The following is a 20,167-nucleotide window of genomic DNA, read 5'->3' as shown; positions in this document are numbered from 1 at the left end:
AATACCGTTGCCCACCTTGAAAGGCGCAGATTGTTCTTCGTGGAGAGCTCCGCTTTACGCATTCGCTGTTCTCCGCAATGTAAATTGCAGTGAATAATGGGATTGGCAGTATATTGGGCGGGAAATGAAAAGCAACCATCGTTGCTTCAATTAAGATTGTAAATCCGCAATGGCAGTCAGTCAAGTATCTAAAGATTTGATTTCCTGTTAGAGATGAATATGTTGTTTTTGTTATTATCTTTATCTGGACAATTGCGTCTTGATTAAACTGCTTTTGCCTCAATTCTATTTAGTTATCATACTTATTCGAGAAAAACGTTTTTATTTTGAAACGCTGCCGTTTCGCTCCAAGAATACCGTGTCCTTTCCGAGGCTGGATTGACGATGGGCTATTGTGTATATGTAATAGAGCTGGACCGGGAATTCGCCGAGACCCGGACACCCCGTCAGGCCAACCCCCTACGGAACCCGGAGCTGCCCTGTCTGTATGTCGGCTACACATCCAAAAGCCCGGAGAAAAAATATCTGGAACACATGCGCGGGGCCTGCAACCGCAAGGGGCCACTGTATTCCAAGGTCGTGTACAAATACGGTATCCGGTTGAGGCCGAAACTTTACGAGAAATACAATCCAATCGGAACGCAGAAAGAAGCCTTGGAAACCGAGGTGCATCTTGCGGAAACACTGCGGAAGAAAGGCTACACTGTCTGGCAGAATTAGAGAAAAGGCAACGGCAAGAGCTTGCCTTTCCAACCGGTGTATATTAGACTGGTATAAGACCAGTTTAAAGGGAGGCTTTATATGGAAACAGTCGGAACCTATGAGGCGAAAACACACCTCGCTCAACTCCTGGAGCGTGTGGCCAGGGGAGAGAAAATAGCGATCACAAAGCACGGTGTGCACGTGGCGACCCTGCAACCCGCCGATTCCTCGAAACGGACTCCCGTGCGTGAGGTCATCGACCAGTTGAAGCAGTTTCGAAGCGGCCGCAGCCTCGAAGGGCTTTCCATTCGCGGCATGATCGAGGAAGGCAGGCGCTGATGTCCACTCGCTTTGTCGTCGACAACTCAGTCGTCATGTCCTGGTGTTTCGAGGACGAAGGAAACGAATATGCGGAGGCGGTCCTCGAAAGCCTGGAATCAGGAGAGGCTTTTGTGCCCGCCATCTGGCCTCTCGAGGTGGGCAATGTCCTTCTTGTCGCCGAAAGGAAAGGACGTCTCAGCCGGGCTTCGGTTGTCCGATTTCTCTCCCTCCTGAGCGGTTTGCCCATTACAGTGGAGCAGGAAACACCCGAGCGGATGCTCAATGAGATCGTCTCGCTCGCCCGTGAACATGGGCTTTCCACATATGACGCTTCCTATCTGGACCTCACCATGAGGCTCGATCTACCTCTCGCCACTCAGGATGCCTCACTTACAAAAGCGGCCGGAAAATGTAAAGTCCCGGCCTTTCAGCCAGCGCGCGCCCGTTGAAACCAAAGAATCGAACGGATGGCCTGCCTGTGGTTCTCGAAAATACAAGACTGCAGTAACTCACGTATCAGGTGTTCAACAGCGTACCCAGTTCCGCCTCAGAAACCCTCCAGTCGGGGACAATCGGGTTCAGGCAGAATTCCCTGACAGAGGCAGGCGCCGTAAGGTTATCACGACACCTGTTTTGTCTCATGCCCTTCCATGTCTACATTCTCAGGTCCGAGTCCAGTGACCGTTTCTATATCGGTCATACCGACGGCATTTCGCGGCGCCTGTTTCGTTTCATCCCCTCCCGGTGATATCCCACTTTTTTTACGTCAGCGCCGCAATCCATTCCCCGCAGCCGGGCATGAGGCCGTCCAAGGGAAACCGCCGGTCATTTAAATTACGATTTGCCCCTCCTCCGACGAGATATTAATACTCCTTTAAAAAAACTAATCTTGTCAAAGGCGCAAAATCGATGTAAAATCGATTCAAGATAAAGGAACAGTCTCGTGGTCTTTGCTGCCTCCCGGTCAATCAACTGCTTTCAATCTTATGATGACAGCGATGAACTGATTTTTGTTGTGTTCCACTGCCGATCCTGGTAATATTATTCTTCACCGGTTTGCCTGTTTTGCATGAATCTCGCGCCAGGAAGATCCGAACATGAAAAGAATCCTCCTGCCAATCATCTTCTCCGCAGCCGTTTTGCTGCCGCTTTCCCGGCAAGAGGCCCGGGCCGAGAGATACTTTTTCCGCAATTACGATGTGGAAGAGGGACTGGGCTCCACCCAAATCAACAGCATCCTCCAGGACCGCCTCGGTTATCTCTGGTTCGCCACGACTAACGGTTTAATCAAATTCGACGGTAAATCGTTTACGACTTTTTCCACACGGGACGGACTGCCGTCGAACAATGTCTTCAGAATACACCAGGATTCCAAGGGTGATTTCTGGCTCAGTTTCCCGGGCAAAGGGATCGGCAGGTTCGACGGAGTGAACTGGCGCTACTACAAAGATCACTTTCCACCTTTCGTGACAACCTGGTCGATCATGGAGGATTCCCACGGCAACATGTGGTTCGCCACCTTCGGCAACGGGGTGGTCCGGTTCGATGGAACCAACTGGACAGTCTTTTCCGACTCGGTGCTGGGTGAGAACAGAACGCGGACCGTCATCGAAGACTCCAGGGGCAATATCTGGGTCGGACTTCAGAGGAAAGGAATATGTGTATTCGACGGGAAAGAATGGACAAATATCAAGTCGTTCGGCCCCTTCTACGATTCCCACATCAATTCCATTATAGAAGACAAAAGGGGTGATATCTGGCTGGCCGGCGTGAATCCGTTCATCGAGGGAACGATCGCGATCAAGATGTCCGGGGATTACCGGAACGCGAGTCTCGAATCCTATACCGTCAAGGACGGAATACCCAACGGCTCGGACCCGGTGCTTCTCGAAGACAGCCAGGGCCGGATCTGGCTGGCGGCGGACGGCGGCCTGGGTGTGTACGACGGCCGGACCTGGAAAACATACAACACGGACAAAGGCTTGCCCTCCAACCGGATCACATCTCTGATCGAGGACAGCGAAAAAAACATCTGGATCGGGACCAACGGAAACGGTGCGGCCAGGTTCAGCGGAGAGGCGTTTGTCCTCTACACCGTCGCGGACGGGCTGCCGTGCAATTCCCTGGTGCCGATGCTGGCGGATTCGAGGGGAAATCTGTGGTTCACTTCCGAAAACGTCAAAGGAGCTGTCAAGTATGACGGGGAGCGCTGGACCACGTTGCTGTCCAGGGATGGAAAACTGGTTTCGTGTGTGTACGAAGACAGCAGGGGCGGTCTCTGGTTCAACACCAGTTTAACGCTTCACAGAGTCGAAGGTAATAGTCTCAGGGCTTTCACGACCGACAGCCTCTGGCTGGAAGAGGTCTCTTCCGAAGATGACAAAGGTAACCTGTATTTCACTCAGCAAGTCGGGTATCAATTGAGATTCAACGGCCGGGACTTCGAAGAAAAACCGGATAAGACCCACTTCTCGAGCGCCATGAAACCATTGTTGTTTTTCAATCAACAGACGGCAGGCGGATGTTTGCTTTCAGGATCAGAGGAGGGGTTGATCGTAGCCAAAAACTTCGAGCGGACTTTTTTGAACCAGGGAATGAAATTCACTGCGATTGCCCCGGACGGGCGAGGAGGGTACTGGTTCGGAACGGACAGCGGCCTGGTCAATCCGAAGATTGACGATTATTGCCAATATGTCACGAACCACAACCGGATCGAGAGTGAATTCTATTCCCTCGGAAGCACTCCCGGCAGCAACGAGATAATCACTCTGTACCGGGACAGGAACGGGGCGCTCTGGGCGGGGACCGGCGGCGGCGGAATAAGCCGTCTGCTCGACGGGAAATTGACGCATTTCACCACGGATAACGGCCTGTCCAGCAATGTCTGCTATTATATTTTCGAGACCGGGGCCGGATTATTTTTCCGTGTCCCCCTGGGGCTCGACCGCTTCGACGGCAAGTCTTTTGTCACCTTCACCGCAAGGAACGACGGGTTTTTCGCCTCGGCAGGCATCCACCAGTTCTCTTTCGCTGCCGTGCAGCCGATCGAAGATAAAAAAGGCAACTTCTGGTTCAACTCCCTGCACGGAGTGATCAAATTCGACCCATCGGCGATCAAGCGCGATACTCTGCCCCCGCCTCTGTACATAACGCGCTTCAGGATCGCCGAAAAAGACACCACGCTGACCAACGGCCTCCGGTTACGCTACAATCAGAACAGCCTTAAAATCGACTATATCGGAATCAGCCTTTCCGCTCCGGAGGAGGTCGTCTACAGCTATAAGCTCGAGGGCCTGGATACAGAGTGGACAGAAACCAGGTTGAATTCTGCCTCCTACCCCTATCTTCCTCCGGGCAGATATGAATTCGAATTGCGGGCCAGGAACCGCGACGGTATCTGGAACGCCGAGACGGCCCGGCTTCAGTTCGAGATTCTGCCGCCCTTCTGGTCGGCCCTCTGGTTCAGGGCGCTCATGCTGAGCGCGGTACTGGGTCTGGGCTGGGTCGTGCTGAATGTCAGGACACGCCTGATCCAGAAAAGAAATACCGAGCTTCTTGCCGAAATAACCGAACGCAAGAAAGTGGAGCTGGCCCTCCGTGAGAAAAACATCGAGGTGAAAAACCTGAAAGACCGCCTCCAGGCCGAGAATATCTACCTGCAGGAAGAGATCAAGCTGACCCACAACTTCAACGAGATAATCGGCAACAGCGAGGCGCTGAACAAGGTGCTGGAAAGAGTGGAGAAAGTGGCCTTCACCGACAGCACGGTCCTGATCCTGGGCGAAACGGGCACCGGCAAACAGCTTATCGCCAGGGCCGTGCACCGTCTGAGCCCCCGCGCCTACAAGCCGCTGGTGACAATCAACTGTGCTTCCATCCCGGCCAGCCTGATCGAAAGTGAAATGTTCGGTTACGAGAAGGGGGCTTTCACCGGCGCAGTCTCGCGCAAAACAGGACGGTTTGAGCTGGCCGATGGCGGCTCGCTGTTCCTGGACGAAATCGGCGAATTGCCGCTGGAGCTGCAGGCCAAGCTTTTGCGTGTGCTGCAGGATGGTGAATTCGAGCGGCTGGGCAGTACAAACACCATCCATGTCGATGTCAGGATTATCGCGGCCACCAACCGCGACCTGGAACAGGAGGTCAGCCGCGGCGCTTTCCGCGAGGACCTCTACTACAGATTGAACGTATACCCTATCAAATGCCCGCCTCTCAGGGAACACAAGGAAGACATCCCTCTGCTGGTGAACCATTTCGTCAACCAGTTCAATTCAAGGATCGGCAAACAGATCAGCGCCATCCCCCAGAGCGTGCTCGACACTTTGCAGGCCTACAAATGGCCGGGCAACATCCGCGAACTGCAGAACGTCATTGAGCGGGCCGTGATTGTCAGCAGCGGCAGCCAGCTAAAGCTGAGCGAGTGCCTCGAGAACACGAGCGCCTCGACCAAGCAAGTGCTTACTCTGGATGACCTTGATAAGCAGCACATTGTCAATGTGATGGAAATGACCGGCTGGAGGGTCAGAGGCAAATCCGGGGCCGCCGAACTGCTGGGCCTGAAGCCGACCACGCTGGAAGCAAAGATGGTTAAGCTCGGCGTAAGGAAGGAGACGCCGCCCCGCCGAAAGACCTCCTGACTCCAAAATATTGGAGGCACTCCAAAATATTGTAGTTTTTCATCCTCCCGACCAACACCCCGCTTTCAGTGTTTTTAACCGTATTTAGCCTGCCTTCAGCCGATTGAAATATCTTCCACGCAATACAGTTTTTTCTGGTACGGGTTTTGTTATTGCAGATCCGAGTGCGGACCACGATCGCCCGGCTGTTATCAGGATAAACAGAGGTGTGTAGCGGCATCTTTAGAGGCGCGGATGAAGTCAGTATCGACCCCCATCGTTCTGACTGAAATAAACTTTAAAAAAGAGGTCCTCGAATCATCCGGCCTGGTGCTGGTAGAGTTTGTCGCCCGCTGGAGCGGCTCGTGCACTTTGTTCACCTCTGTGATGAATCAGTTGAAAGCCGAATTCGAGGACCAGCTCAAGCTGGGAATAGTCGATGTGGATGAAAACAGGAATGTAGCGGCCGAGTATGCCGTTCAAAGTCTTCCCACTCTGATTTTTTTCCGGCAGGGTACGGTTGTCGACCATATCAGCGGGGTGTTTCCCCGGATGACTATCCGGGAAAAGATTTGCGCTTTCCTGGATAATCCAGACCCGACATGAGCATTTCAACAAAGTGTTGTCGTTTTTGGCTTTCGCCGATCCTGGCAGACAGTTCGAGATCGTTGCCAAGTGATTCCGTAGTCTCTGCCACTGGATAGCGCTGATCGACCGTCAACCGTTACAGGTTGTCGCATTTCCGCAACAACTGCATCAAATCCGATTTGTTCTGAGAGCAGCAAGATTTGTTGCGGGTACTTCGCAGAATTTTATCCGGGAATCAGTTGCGGATTGAGAGGCAAGCTGCAAAGGAGAACTTTTTGCTCGGCCTGGTTAGTTTTTTAGACTAATAATTCTCTTTTTACACATTTAAGGCTGTTATTTGTTCTATAACCGCTCTTGTATCTGTTTTTGTCGTTGTTGTTAGCCCTTTATTTATTTTTTTAGTTTTGTTTAATAACTAATCCATTAAACAACATCGCTCATGCCCATTCCCGGTAATAAATCTCAACACAAATCCCGAAACCGAGCTGATTGTCTGGCACCAGGTGTTCAACGCCGGGACAAAACTGACCATGTCTCCTGACAACAGAGAATTGCGGGCCATTAACCGCTCCAGTGTGCTTAATCTGATCTTTACGCTCAGCCCGATCTCCCGTGTCCGTATCTCCCGGCTGACCGGCCTTTGCAAGCCGACCGTGTCGAGCATTGTCAGCGAGCTGATCGACGAGGGGCTGGTCCGCGAATCCAACCAGGTCCAGACCGCCATGGGCCGTAAGCCGGTAAATCTGCGGATCAATGAGAATTACAAGGTCTACGGCCTGATAGATGTCAAGCTCTGGAGCACGGAGCTGGCTGTTTGCGACCTCACGGGCCGAGTCCTCGATTCCAGATCAATCCCCACCGTGCCGGGCCAACCGGTCGCCTTCCTCAGTGAATGCTCCCGGACCCTGGCAGGCAGGCTCGATTCCTATTCGCAAAGGGTGCTCGGAGTCAGCCTCATTCTCCCCTGTGCGCTCGATTCGAGGCGCGGCATGGTCCACCAGCATCGCGCTTTGGATTGGCACGAGGTGGATGTCAGGGAGGTGGTCTCCGCCGAGTTGGACTGCCCGGTGCTGATCGAAAACGACGGCCGGGCGGCGGCCCTGGCCGAACTGATGTTCGCTCCGGAAACCCGCGAGCTGGGCAGCTTTGTCTATGTGCTGGTCACGGACGGGATCGGGATCGGGGTTGTGATCGGGCGGCAGCTCTATTACGGCGCGCATTTCCTGGACGACCGCATCGGCGCGAAGACAGTCGACATCAACGGACGCCGGGAGGAGTTCACCAAGGACATCTGGGAGCAAAACGGTTCCCTGCGCGGAATAGTGCAGCGCTATCGAGACCTCACCGGCAACCCGCTTGCCTACGACATCAATCCCGATCTCGACCATATCCTTACCATGGCCCGCCAAGGCGACCCGACAGCGCTGTGGTCGCTCAAACAGGCCGCGCGCTACCTGGCGGTGGGGCTGGCCAGCATCTACCGCGGGATCGATCCCGAACGGATCATCGTGGGCGGCGAGATAACACCGGTCTGGGACCTGGTGGTGGATGAAATCCTGAGGGAGATGGAGTCACAGGACTGCTTCCACCAGACATCCCTGCGCGGGCTGATCGTGCCCGGCTCCCTGCGCCGGGGCACGTTCGAAGGCGGCAGGGCGCTGATCCTGAAAGACCTTATTTATGCGTCGTGCAGCCCGAACCGTCGCGGCCCGGCGCAGGGAATCTCCGGCAAGCGGATAGTGCCGGTCTGACACTTTCGGCCACACAAAAAAGGAGGCGGCGGATGAAAAAATGAAACGTGCGCAGTAAGCAGACAGTGATTCAATCATAAGGAGAAGCCTATGGAAATGCTCTGAAAAATTGTCTGTCTGATTCCCTACTTCAAGGCGGAGAACAACATATGCATTCAGAAAACAGATATCCACGTTTAGCAGCCTTGCTCGCGCTGGTCTCGGTGATGACCTTGTTCCTGGTAGTAAGCGCTCTGGCGCAGCTCAACACTTCCAAGATCGAGGGAGTGGTGCGGGACAAGGACAGCGGACAACCCCTGGCCGGGGCTCAGGTTGTGGTTGAGGGCACCCGCCTGGGCAACGTCACCAATGCAGACGGCTATTATTTCATTCTGAACGTCCCGCCCGGCCGTCGCGCCATCACATTCACCTTCACCGGCTACCAGAAAACGACCATCGCCGACCAGCTCCTGCTGGCCGGACAGACTTCCACGGTCGATGCCCACCTGAGTTCCACGGTGGTGGAGCTTTCCGGGATCACGGTCGAGGCGGCGGTGGCGCCCCTGGTGCCGCGCGACAACACGGTCTCCAAGCAGAGGATGACCGCCGAGAAGATATCCGATATTCCCGCCAACAAGCTCGAGGACATGCTGGTCCTGGAGGCCGGCGTGCAGACCGGCGGCGCGGGCGCCCTATCGCGCGGCGTGCGTATCCGCGGCGGCCGTCTGGGCGAGGAAGCCATGGTGGTGGACGGCGTGACGGTGCGCAACTACACCGCCAACCCGTTCCGCGGCGGCTATGGCTGGGTCTTCGAGCAGGAAGAGGGTTCCCTGAGCGAGGATACCACTCCGCTGGAGTTCTCGACCGGAGCGGTCGAGCAGGTGGACATCCTCACCGGCGGGTTCCAGGCCGAGTACGGCAACGCCCAGAGCGGTATCATCAACATCGTGACCAAGGAAGGCGGCGCGAGCCTGCAGGGTAACGTGCGTTTCATCACGGACCAGCAGAACCCCCGCACCTCCGATTACGGCTACAACCAGCTCATCACCTCGGTGGGTGGCCCGGTGCCGCTGGTCCCGAACCTGTTTTTCCATGTCTCGGGTGAAATCCAGGGTATCGCAGACCGGAATCCGACCCACGCAGATGAGGGTTTCCGCGGCGTGAATCAGGATTTTGTCGACCGGCTGAACGACGCCGTGCGCAACGATCCGCACTATTACGGCACCAAGCCTTTCTCCCTCGACGAGTTTAAAGCCGGCCGCGAGTTCTATGCCTCGAAGACCGGCGAGATCGCCTCGCTGTTCTCCCCGTTCAACCCGGTGCGCCTGCCCTATAACTGGCAGGACCGCACCCTGGCATCGGCCAAGCTCACCAGCTCGCCGGTCGAGGGTCTGAAGCTGATCGCCACGTCCAATTTCTCGCGTGACCAGAACAGCTACCCGGCCCACGATGACGGGAGTTATTTCTTTGACGGCATGGCCGACAGGTATAGCTTACCGCAGCGCGAATGGGCTCCGGGCGAGGAAACAGTGTTCATCCCGCAGGCCTACGGCCGCCGCACCCGCTCGACCAACTACCTGGCCGGTTTCGACTGGGACTTCCTGAAAAGCGCCCAGCGCAGCGCCACGTTGCAGTTCCGCTATACCAATTTCCGGACCCAGGATATCAACAGCGCCAGCATCAAGGACAATTACCGTCACGACGACACGTTCCTCGGCTGGACGCCGCACGACATACCGTTCGAGATCGAGACTTTCCCGGGCCGCAACTATCCGCTGGAGAGCACCCCCGCGGCCAAAAAATACTTCCCCAACGGCATCGACGGGTGGCAGCGCTGGTGGAACGTGGAAACGCCGTTCCAGCTGGTCCAGGGAGACTGGCTGTACTTCCTGGCCTACCGCTACCAGCGTGAGCTGCAGAACAACTTCAAGGGCGATATCGATTTCCAGCTCAACCGCACCAACCGGGCCAAGCTGGGTGTGCAGATGACCGCCTTCGACAACAACATGTTCGACATCTCCGGCAGCAGTACGCGCCGCGACTTGGCCAACGAGTTCAAGTACAAGCCCCGTCAGTACGGGCTCTACGCGCAGAACCGGACCGACCTGGGCGATTTCGTCCTGGATTACGGCATCCGCTACGACCGGTTCGAGCCCCGGGACAACTGGGCGTTCCGCAACAACGACCAGTACAGCGACAACTACTTCCCCACTAACATAAGCGAGTGGTCCCCGCGTTTCGATGTCGGGTTCCCGGTGACTGACAAGTCGCAGTTGCGTTTCTCCTACGGCGTTTTCACCCAACTGCCCAGCCTGACGTTCATCTTCGACAGATACAACCCGGGCGGCCTGGAGTACAGCCGCACCGACGCTTTTGAGACCGGGCTGAGCTACCTGATGGGTGAGGACCAGGTGGTGGACATCGTGGCCTTCTACCGCGACGTGGACGGCAACGTGGCCAACAAGGAGTTCTTCCGCGACTACTACGCCAAGCACCTTGACCGCAGGATCCGCGAGTATTACCAGGGCTACGCCAACAAGGACAACGGCAACATCAAGGGCCTGGATTTCACGCTGCGCCGCCGCTTCAGCAACAACTTCAGCTACAACCTGATGTACACCCTGCAGTTCTCGCGCACCACCGGAAGCAATTACACCAACAGCGGCTACTCGGTCGATGCCTCCACCGGTGAGGAAATACGGCCCTCGGACGTGATCAATCCGATCGACGGGGACCAGACCCACAAGATCAGCGCGAATTTCACCTACCTGTTCCCGGAGAATTTCCTCTCCGGCAGGGTCTGGAACAGGGTCCTCGGCGATCTGCGGATCAACCCCATTTTCACCATGGGCAGCGGCACCCCGAACAACACTATTTTCCGCGGCCGCTGGAACAAGAACGTCGATCTGAGGATCAACAAAAGCTTCAAGATCGGCGGGACGAAACGTGTCGGCGTGTTCGCGGATATCTACAACCTGCTCAACCAGAAGCCGTCCATCGAATACCCCAGCGGCTACACCTACGACGGTTACTACTGGCAGGTGAAAGGCGGCGAAGTCCTGCCATGGAACGATGGCATGCTGGCCAGGACGGATGCAGCCTGGGCCGACCGCGTGCTGTTCAACGCCGATTTCAACGGGGACGGCTTTCTCAGCCTCGAAGAACAGGCCAAGGGCGCCATGGCCGAAGCCATGCTCAACTCCACCATGGAAAAGACCCAATACGGCCGGGCCAGGCAGATCAGAATGGGCGTCGACTTCAATTTCTGATGCCGGTCGCCGTATTCACAGCGGTTAGAACACTGCGGGTCAACAGGAGAGATATCTTATGCGAATGATCAAGTTCTATTTGGTTGCGACAGCACTGGGCGTCTTGCTGACCTTTTGGGCAACGGCGGCAACGGCGGAACAGAAGCAGGAATACGATTCCAAGGGCAACAACCTTGGTCTCCATTTCACGCACGCGTCAGGCGCGCCCTTCGGTAACAACGTGTATCACTATTTTCCGCGCGGCTCGGCCAATTATTACACTGCAGGGCGCAATAGCTGGGGTATAATGGTGCTGCGCGACATGGACGGCAACGGGACGATCGAGGACACTCTGGGCGAGGGCGCCCGCGGTGGACATTTCGTCGGCATGAACACCTCCCTGGAAAGCTACAACGAGCTGGAGGCGGCATTCAGCGCCGGAGAAAGCATGGATCAGGCCGCCAGCCGGATCGATCACAACCGCACGCTGACCTCGCTCGACCCCGAGGACCTGGCGGACTGGTACCCCGAGTTCTGCGATGAAGCGGGGCAGCCGATCCTGCACGGCGCCGAAACCGTGGTCATGCGTTGCGGCGACGCCTTTCAGCGAGATGACTGGGCGTCGGGCGCAAGCCTTGAGCACCGCTTCCATTTCCTGAATTTCGCCGAAAGCAACAACATCCTGTACGCGCATACCCGTATCCGCAACATGTCCGAGTACCTGAAGTGGAACCCCAATCCGGACATCCGCGGCAAGGCCGCCGGGCAGCCGGACGGGCAGGTTTACAAGGAATTCACCCTCCACCGCTCCATCGCCAACAACCCGAGTGTCGGCGTCCGGGATGCGAACAACGAAATCTGGGGCTATTTCACGCCCCTGGGGATCCACGTGTTCGCCGACAAGGACGGGATCGAGGCCTCGTTCAGCACCGACCCCTTCATCGTGATCGACTGGGCCCTGCGCCTGCCGGAGTTCAACGGCCAGGTCATGGTCCCCACCAACAATTGCTATAACTCCTATGATGTTGTGGAGTTCGGTTTCTCCGGCAACCAGGACACCGGTGAAACGGGCTATGCATACGGCAAGCAGTACAACCTGTCCCGGGGCCGCGGCCACAGCGAATACGTCCTCGGCGGAGGCATCAATCCTTTCGACGGGAAAGTGGCTTTCGGCTACCCCGGCATGCTGGAGCCCTCCGACGCACGTTACAACCAGTGGCTCTGGGGTGACCGGGTCGGACGGAACATGTACTGGCACTACGGCTACATCAGCGATTTCGCCCCGCGCGATACGTGCAGCTACGACTGGGTGATGATGTTCACCTACGGCGACCCGAGCAATTTCGCGTTCCCGCGCGGGGAGCTGGTCAACATGGACAACGCGGATTGCCAGAAGTTCTTCGCGCCGGCGATGCAATACGCCAGCGTGGCCAAGTTGACCTGGGAAGGCGGCTACGTGGTGCCTGAAACACCGATCCCGCCGGCGCTGACCATCATCCCCGGTGACCGCCAGGTGACCATCACCTGGAGCGACATCAATGTCAACACCCCGGATGCGTACTACGCTTTCCTGCAGGCGAACCCCGAACTCGACCCGAACCATGTTTATGTAGAATACGATTTCGAGGGCTACCGTCTGTACCGCAGCTATGTCGGCCCCAACGACTCCCATTCCGTGATGCTGATGAATTGCAGCAAATCCGCCGGGAATATTGTCTACTACTATGTGGACAAGAAGGAAGACGACCAGCCGCTACAGCGCATGGAGAACGGACAGAAAGTCTGGTACGCCCTGGTGCCCTACGACAGGAACTATGACCCGGCCACCGGCGAAATGTTCAGCCAGCCGCCCGAGAGCAGCGGGAAAGTCTGGAACCGTGTCGGCCCGAACGGACTCTACACGGTCATCCCGCGCAGTGACGCCAGCAATTTCAAGACAGCTACCCTTGAAGGTACGGCCAAGTTCATCAGCGGCGACGGCCGGCAGATGGAAAATTCGCCGACCGCGATTCTCCACGGCCCCGGCGACGGCAGCCTGACCGATCCGCCGCTGTCTCTCCAGCCGCTGGAGATGCGCGAGATCAATTTCATTCCGATCAACAACGAGCGCATAACCGCTACCAAGACCATCTATCTGACGGTCAAGGAAAAGGAAGCCCAAGACGAGGACGGGAGTTGCGCCGGTCAGCGCCAGGCCGCAGCCAACAGGCTGGCCCTGGTCGACGGCAGCTACGAAAGCCCCCTGGTCGATCTCACCCAGAGCGAGGCCCGCCCGACGCTCACTTTCTCCGGCCCGGTCGACAACGCCGGCATCGACTACAGCATCAAGTTCACCTTTGATGCAATGGACAGGCGGGGCCTTTCTTCAAGCCTGTATTATCACATGAATCCGGGCGCCTACACGGGAGGCGACATCTCCCTGCCGCAGGCCCGCTGGTGCGGCGACAAGCCCGGCACCTCGCCCAGCAACCTGGGCACCACCGTGTCCGGCCGTTTCCAGGTCACCTGGAAAGACGCCGGCGGCGGCAACCTGACCGTGGAAGTCATGAACCTGACCGGAAACGCCGCGGTCAACAAGGTCGACTATCCGGATGAATGGGGCTGGGGCTTCCAGACCCAGGAAGGTTTCGGCGGCCCGATTCTCACCGGCGGCGATTCCCCGGTCGGGACTTACTACACGGAGGCGTTCCTCGATAAGCTGCCCAAGAGCGAACGCACCGTGAAGATGGAATCCACTCTGCCGGCGGACAACACCATGCAGTTCGGATTTTTCCTGAACGGTCTGCTCTGGGCGGTCGAGAGAGACGGCGGCGACGGTATCAGCATGCCCACGCCGGGAACGGTCTGGATCGTCGACAACGCCTTCGGCTCCTGGAACGACGGCCAGACCGAGTTCACCCAGTTCTCGGACATGGCCCTGCCGGGCGACAAGTGGGAGATCAAGATCAAGCCCTCGACCATGAACGCCGAGGACGCGGACCTGGGCAAGGTCCGCGTGGTGCCGAACCCGTACATAGCCAGCTCCTTCCTCGACCTGTCGGCGGACAGCCGGCGCATCGAGTTCGTCAACCTGCCGGACCGCTGCACCATCCGCATCTACTCGATGGGCGGCCACCTGGTCAACGTGCTCAACCACATCAGCGCCAACCGTCACGGCTGGGGCAACTACGCCGACTGGGACCGTCTGAACAACAGCAGTCAACCCCTGCAGCTTACGGGCTACGACAACCACAGCGGGACCGAGCCCTGGAACATGCGCAACCGTTTCGGGACGACTGTGGCGAGCGGACTGTATTTCTATCACGTGACAGATAGCCGGGGGAAGACGGTGACCGGTAAGTTCTACATAGTCAACTGACGCCGGTCCTGAACCGTAATTTTAGAACCTATCCCCTGTTATACTGATGGAGGTAATCCATGTCAGGAAAGACGGCCATGCGAGCCATAACTACTCTCGGCGCGCTCCTGTTCGTCGCGCTCCCGCTGTTCGCACAAGGGGTGCTGAACCAGGAATACTCCGGTCTGGATAAGTATCCCGTACAGGGACGACCCAAGGCCAGCTCGTTTGTGGGAGTGCGGGCGGCGGAGTTTCTGGAAATCCCGGTCGGCGCGCGCGGAATCGGTCTGGGCAGCGCCTATTCCGCCGTTTGCGATGATATCTCTTCCATGTGGTGGAACCCGGCCGGCCTGGGTTTCCTGCAGAAAAGGGAAGTCATGCTGACCGTTGTCGATTATACGATGGACCTGACCTACAGCTATGCCGCCGCCGCGGTCCCGGTCATGGACGGCAACCTGGTGGTGGGGGGATTCTTCGGATATCTGGACATTCCGGAGATCGAGTACACCACGGTCAGTTCTCCCCTGGGCACCGGGGAGACTTTCAACGCCTATGACTTCCAGATGGGTGGCTCTTTCGCCTACAATTTCTCCGACCGCTTCGCGGCCGGGTTGAACCTGAAGTACATCCACCAGGATGTGCTCAGCAATATCGCGGGCAACGCCTTCGCCATCGACGCCGGTGCGATCTACCACACCGAGTTCATGGACCGCGAGATCAAGTTCGCTTTCGCCGTGCAGAACCTGGGAACCAATATCACCATGCGCGGGGCGAACCTGCTGCAAGAAGTGGGACCGGAGACCCGCACCGGGGACTACCCGACGGGCTATACCGATTTCTCCTCCTATCAGGAAGCGATCAGCCGCCGTGGCAACCGTTACCTGTACCAGCAGACCCACACTTACCGTCTGCCCACAGTGGTGAAGATCGCCCTGGCTTACAACCTGATCACCTCCGAGAAGCTCAACTGGCTCGCCACCGGCGAAATCTGGCGCAACAGCAATACCCCGATCAGTTACGCCACCGGCTCGGAGCTGAGCTACAATTTCACCCCTTTCACCAACGGTGCGCTGCGGATGGGCTGGCTGGTTCAAACCGACGAGTTCACTGACGGCACCGACCAGTACGGCTACAGTTACTGGGGGGATGACCCGACGCTGCGCGGCCTGAGCCTGGGCGGCGGCGTCTCGCGCGATTTCGGCGGCCGCAAGGTTACGTTCAACTACGCCTACCGGAACAAGGGTCGCCTGATGTCGGACCATTTCTTCACCATCGCTTTCGGGTTCTGAGCCGAAACCCGACCTCTGTGCAGAGGCCCCGGCCTGTTGGCCGGGGCCTCTGCCGGAAAATCACGCCGGCAAATCCGTTGTCGATGTTTGCTCCCAACGACCACGCCGGAATCGGATGCAGCGCCGACTATCCGGCCGGCCAACCCGGAAACCGACGAGAAAGGCTGGTACCCGCTCGGCGAGGTGGAAGTGCGTTGAGCCGGGCCGGTTCACCGGGCGCGCTTGTCGCCGTTCGGGTTTTTCCAGTATAATTACCCGTGGCGTATTTTCGGCTTTGCAGCCTTGACCCTTTCAGGGAGCCTGCAATTGCTGATCCCGGATAAATAAAGGCCGGTGCTCAATCTGCTGGTTCTGTTCCTTCTCCTGAACTCCACCTCGGGAGCGATACTGTACTTTTTATACCAGAACGAGTCACAGACTGAAATCAAGTTGCTGAAAGGTAGAGAAAATACCGAGGTTCATAGAATCTCGGACAATATCGGCGCCGATTTGAAAAACTGTATCAGCGATCTTGTCTTCCTCACCGACCTCCTCAGGCAAAATATCGATCATCTCAAAAAACCGGAAAGCAAACAGGAGGTGGCGGACGAATTTCTGTTTTTCTCCCAGGCCAAGGATTATTACGATCAGATCAGATACATCGACAGCAGCGGCATGGAAATCATCCGGATCGACCGGGCCTCGGCAAATCCCCGTATAATCCCGACCGACCAGCTCCAGAACAAGTCCGACCGTTATTATTTCAAAGAAACGATGGAACTGGACCGGAACGGTCTTTTCGCTTCACCTCTCGATCTGAACGTGGAAAACGGCGTTGTTGAGGAACCGCACAAACCGATGATCCGGTTCTGCAGACCGGTGTTCGACTCCACGGGAATAAGGCAGGGCATGGTTGTCCTGAACTTCAAGGCCGCCAAAATCCTCGATACAATCGACACCACCCGGTTCATGCTTCTGAACTCCGACGGCTTCTACCCGACAGATGGGCCGCAGGGGGCGCAGTGGGGTTTCATGCTGCCGCACGGAAGGTCCCTCGCCCTGGAAAACCCTTCACTATGGAGCATCTGCGGCAGCCACGATCGAGGCCAGACAGTCCATCGCGACAGCCTGGTGACTTTCATCGCGGTCAAATCCTTTGTCGCTGCGATCGCAGACCTGAACCGTTCGAACGACGCAAGAGCGGCCAGGAAAAGTGAAAGCCATTATTCGGATTACGAGTGGAAACTGGTCTCGATAGTTCCCCCCCTGACGGAACTGTCGGGGATCATTCTTATCCGGCATAAATTCAGGGTATATTTCGGGATGGTTTTCTGCCTTCTCGCCGCAGTGTTCACTCTGCTCGCCCTGTCACTCCGAAAACGCAGCCAGTCGGAACGCCAGCTCAAGCTGGCCGGGTTCGCGCTAAACAATTCCGCGGACTTCATCCGCCGGGTCGACCGTCAGGCCAGGCATGTCTACGTGAACAACGCCATCTGCGAGGCAACCGGCTACAGCCGGACGGAACTGCTGGCAAAGAGCGTTTTCGAGATCAATCCGGAAATAAAGCCCGATGAATGGGATAGCCTGTGGGAAAAAGTCAAATCCAGCGGGTTTTCTTCCTGCGAAACCTCGCACCGCAGTAAAGACGGTGCAGTGTTTCCGGTGGAGGTCACGGCAACGCATATGGTCTTCGAAGGCCAAGAATACCTGTTCCTGGCCGGAAGGAACATCGCAGACCGGAAGAAAGCCGAAACCGCGCTCAGGGAAAGTGAGAAACGTCTCGAGAGTGTCCAGAACGCCGCGACGCAGGTCTCAATCATAACGACCGATCCCGACGGGATCATCCAGGTGCTCAACAGCGGAGCGGAAAGGATGCTGGGCTATACCGCCGCGGAGATGATCGGAAAACAGTCCCCGGCCCTTGTCCATCTCGAGTCCGAGGTGGTTGAGCGTGGCCGGCAGCTGAGCGTGGAGCCCGGCTACGAGGTGCGGGGGTTCGACGTGTTCGTCGAGCGGACAAAATCAGGAAATTTCGAGGAGAGGGAATGGACCTATGTCAGGAAGGACGGCGGGCGTCTGACGGTGAATCTCATTGTCACCGCGGTCAGGAACGAACAGTGTGAGATAACCGGCTTTCTCGGAGTGGCTCAGGACTTTACAGCCAATCGTAAGGCGATGCCGACCACAAGATAGATAAGACAGTCATCAAGGATTTTGGACGGCACTCGGTAATCCTGAGGCTGAAAGACCTGTGCGATGCGTACAACAACAGCCACGGCGGAGTGATAGTCCTGCTCTGACCGGGAAATGGTCCGGCAGTGACAGACTTTCCCGGAACGGCCCGGGTTTGGCCCGGGCCGTTCCGGCTGGAATAACGGCAGTCAATCAGCATGGCGCAAAACGGTTGCGAGCCGAAACAACATCGGGATGCGGAATAGCCTCGCAACTGCAAACTAAACAAAGAAATGCCATCGCGTGGAACATCCAATCCTTTTCTTCCGGTCTGTCGGATCAAAAATAATCCGAATAATGTCAAGAAACAAATCCTTATAAAAACAAATCCACTTCGGGGGTCGAAATATCCTTGCACTTTATATTTTTAATTTTACATTGCTTATTTACTGAAATCAGTAGACATAGCAAGTGATTCCCCTGTAAGAGCGCCAAGTCAATCCACGGCCTGGATTCAAAACACCTCTTCCGGGACACATACAGGGAAAGCCGACTGGCATGGACTTCACAGGAAACAATAACGGCGCAGCCGCCACGGCCCAGTTTTCCGAGCTCGACCGGATACGGGCCATCCGCGCCCTGGCCGATACCGGCGACCTGCGTGCCCTGGAGAAACTGCTGCCTTTTTCGGGATATGCGACACGCGTGTCCCTGACCGCCGCGCGCAACGCAGTTCTCAGCCTACTGTCTTGCCAGAGTATCGGCGAGTGCCCGCTGGAAATCCAGTCCCGTGAGAATCTGGATCGGCTGGCCGGGCTCCTGGACATGACCTGCCAGATGTGGAAAGGCAAAAACCTGATGAGCACCACCCTTCTGGCCAGGGCGCTCCAGAAACTGTTCGATGACGGCCATGCGGTGAAAATGGACCTCGGCTACACGCGTGAGGGCATGTTCCTGGCCGCTCCGGCATTGGACAGGAACGGGGCCGTTGTCGTGGAGGGCGGGACGCCGCTGAGCAACAGCCTTCTGCGCAAGATACACATGGCGGGAGTCACTTGGATCGAGGTCCGCAAGACCCAACTGTCCGAAAAAGAGAAAACGCAGTCCAATGCCGGGAACAACGGCGGTACGGCCCCGGACCGGGTTGCCACGGAGCTGAGCCGCCGTTTCGCTGGCTACGAGCACAATCCGGTGATGATGAAAATCAGGGACGCGGCGCTGCAAAGTCTGCAGATAAATGTTGTCGGCATTCAAAGAACTGTTGCCAAGTGTTGAATAGAGGCCCCCTCTGCCGGAAACGGACTTGAAGATTGAACCTGCACCTTCTGGTTTCACGAGTCAGACAGCTCCCAACCCTTCCGGTGATAGTGGCAGAAATAACTCGCAAGACCGCTGATCCGCGAGTCAACGCCAAGGAAATCGGACGGATAATATCCTCCGACCTGTCCATCACCTCGAAAGTCCTCCGCACGGTCAACTCGGCCCATTACGGGTTCAATCGAGAAATCACCGATATCAACAGCGCGATCGTAGCTCTCGGCTTCAACGCGGTCCGGGACATCGCTCTTTCCATCGCCGTGTTCGAAAGCCTGACCCGCAAGGGTGAATCCGGCATCTTCGACCGCTGTAAGTTCTGGGAGCATTCCCTGGGTGTGGCGGTGGCCAGCGGAGTGGTCGGCCGGATGGCGGGATACACGGGACACAGCGACCTGTTCCTCGCCGGGCTGCTGCACGATATCGGCAAGGTGCTGCTCGACATCTACACACCCGAAATGTTCATCCGGGTGATCGATCTGTGTATGACGGAGGATATCCTTATTGCCGAAGCCGAGAAACGGGTGTACGGGTTCACGCACGCCGAGGCTGGCATGTGGCTGGTGCACCAGTGGAACCTTCCGATCGGGCTCCAGGAGGCTATCGGCCTGCATCACAACCCCTCGACCCTGACCTCCAAGGTCGATTTCGAAATGACAGCCTTCGTGCATATGGCGGATATCTTCACCCGGGCGCTGGGCATAGGCTGTCCGGGCGATAACCGCATCCCGGAACCCGGGCGTGAGGTCCTCGAGCGATACACCGATTTCATCGATGCCAATATCACCGATTGCCTGACCGAAATCCGCCGTGAGCTGGTCAAGAGCATGTCCATCCTCAAGCTGGCCTGAGTCCCATCCTCCCGCTTCATCTC

The 20,167-nt window shown here is 56.9% G+C and carries 12 protein-coding genes; all 12 read left to right on the top strand.

Going from position 1 to position 20,167, the window contains the following annotated elements:
• The first annotated feature begins 384 nt into the window (after window positions 1–384).
• The 12 genes from LLH00_08235 to LLH00_08180 all read left to right on the top strand — a co-directional run bounded on the left by LLH00_08235 (window position 385) and on the right by LLH00_08180 (window position 20,144).
• On the top strand, window positions 385–720 hold the full coding sequence (locus LLH00_08235; protein MCE5271259.1) for a ribose-5-phosphate isomerase: 336 nt from the start codon (window positions 385–387) through the stop codon (window positions 718–720).
• Between the two features lie 81 nt (window positions 721–801).
• Window positions 802–1,041 (top strand): type II toxin-antitoxin system prevent-host-death family antitoxin, encoded by a 240-nt coding sequence (locus LLH00_08230; GenBank protein ID MCE5271258.1) that lies wholly within the window; start codon window positions 802–804, stop codon window positions 1,039–1,041.
• Window positions 1,041–1,472, top strand: coding sequence for a type II toxin-antitoxin system VapC family toxin (locus tag LLH00_08225; protein ID MCE5271257.1), 432 nt, complete (start codon window positions 1,041–1,043; stop codon window positions 1,470–1,472). The genes LLH00_08230 and LLH00_08225 overlap by 1 nt, the downstream gene beginning before the upstream one ends.
• A gap of 648 nt (window positions 1,473–2,120) precedes the next feature.
• Window positions 2,121–5,657: a sigma 54-interacting transcriptional regulator gene (locus tag LLH00_08220; protein MCE5271256.1), complete on the top strand. Its 3,537-nt coding sequence runs from the start codon at window positions 2,121–2,123 to the stop codon at window positions 5,655–5,657.
• A gap of 234 nt (window positions 5,658–5,891) precedes the next feature.
• Window positions 5,892–6,242, top strand: a complete 351-nt coding sequence (locus LLH00_08215) for a thioredoxin (GenBank protein MCE5271255.1) — start codon at window positions 5,892–5,894, stop codon at window positions 6,240–6,242.
• A gap of 512 nt (window positions 6,243–6,754) precedes the next feature.
• Window positions 6,755–7,975 carry an ROK family protein gene (locus LLH00_08210; GenBank protein MCE5271254.1) on the top strand — a complete coding sequence of 407 codons (1,221 nt, stop codon included), beginning with the start codon at window positions 6,755–6,757 and terminating at the stop codon, window positions 7,973–7,975.
• A 212-nt stretch (window positions 7,976–8,187) separates the two neighbouring features.
• Window positions 8,188–11,223, top strand: a complete 3,036-nt coding sequence (locus LLH00_08205) for a TonB-dependent receptor (protein ID MCE5271253.1) — start codon at window positions 8,188–8,190, stop codon at window positions 11,221–11,223.
• A 220-nt stretch (window positions 11,224–11,443) separates the two neighbouring features.
• Window positions 11,444–14,560 (top strand): hypothetical protein, encoded by a 3,117-nt coding sequence (locus LLH00_08200; GenBank protein MCE5271252.1) that lies wholly within the window; start codon window positions 11,444–11,446, stop codon window positions 14,558–14,560.
• A 77-nt stretch (window positions 14,561–14,637) separates the two neighbouring features.
• The gene (locus LLH00_08195; protein MCE5271251.1) at window positions 14,638–15,828 is read left to right on the top strand and encodes a PorV/PorQ family protein; all 1,191 of its coding nucleotides are present in this window, start codon (window positions 14,638–14,640) and stop codon (window positions 15,826–15,828) included.
• 579 nt (window positions 15,829–16,407) lie between these two features.
• Window positions 16,408–18,000, top strand: coding sequence for a PAS domain S-box protein (locus LLH00_08190; protein MCE5271250.1), 1,593 nt, complete (start codon window positions 16,408–16,410; stop codon window positions 17,998–18,000).
• A 537-nt stretch (window positions 18,001–18,537) separates the two neighbouring features.
• Window positions 18,538–19,254, top strand: coding sequence for a hypothetical protein (locus tag LLH00_08185; protein MCE5271249.1), 717 nt, complete (start codon window positions 18,538–18,540; stop codon window positions 19,252–19,254).
• Between the two features lie 86 nt (window positions 19,255–19,340).
• A complete protein-coding gene (locus LLH00_08180; protein MCE5271248.1) occupies window positions 19,341–20,144 on the top strand; it encodes an HDOD domain-containing protein in 804 nt (267 codons plus the stop codon).
• The last annotated feature ends 23 nt before the right edge of the window (window positions 20,145–20,167 follow it).

It is taken from the genome of bacterium, from assembly GCA_021372515.1.
Taxonomy (GTDB): Bacteria; Gemmatimonadota; Glassbacteria; order GWA2-58-10; family GWA2-58-10; genus JAJFUG01.
This window is presented reverse-complemented; position numbering and strand designations above follow the sequence as displayed.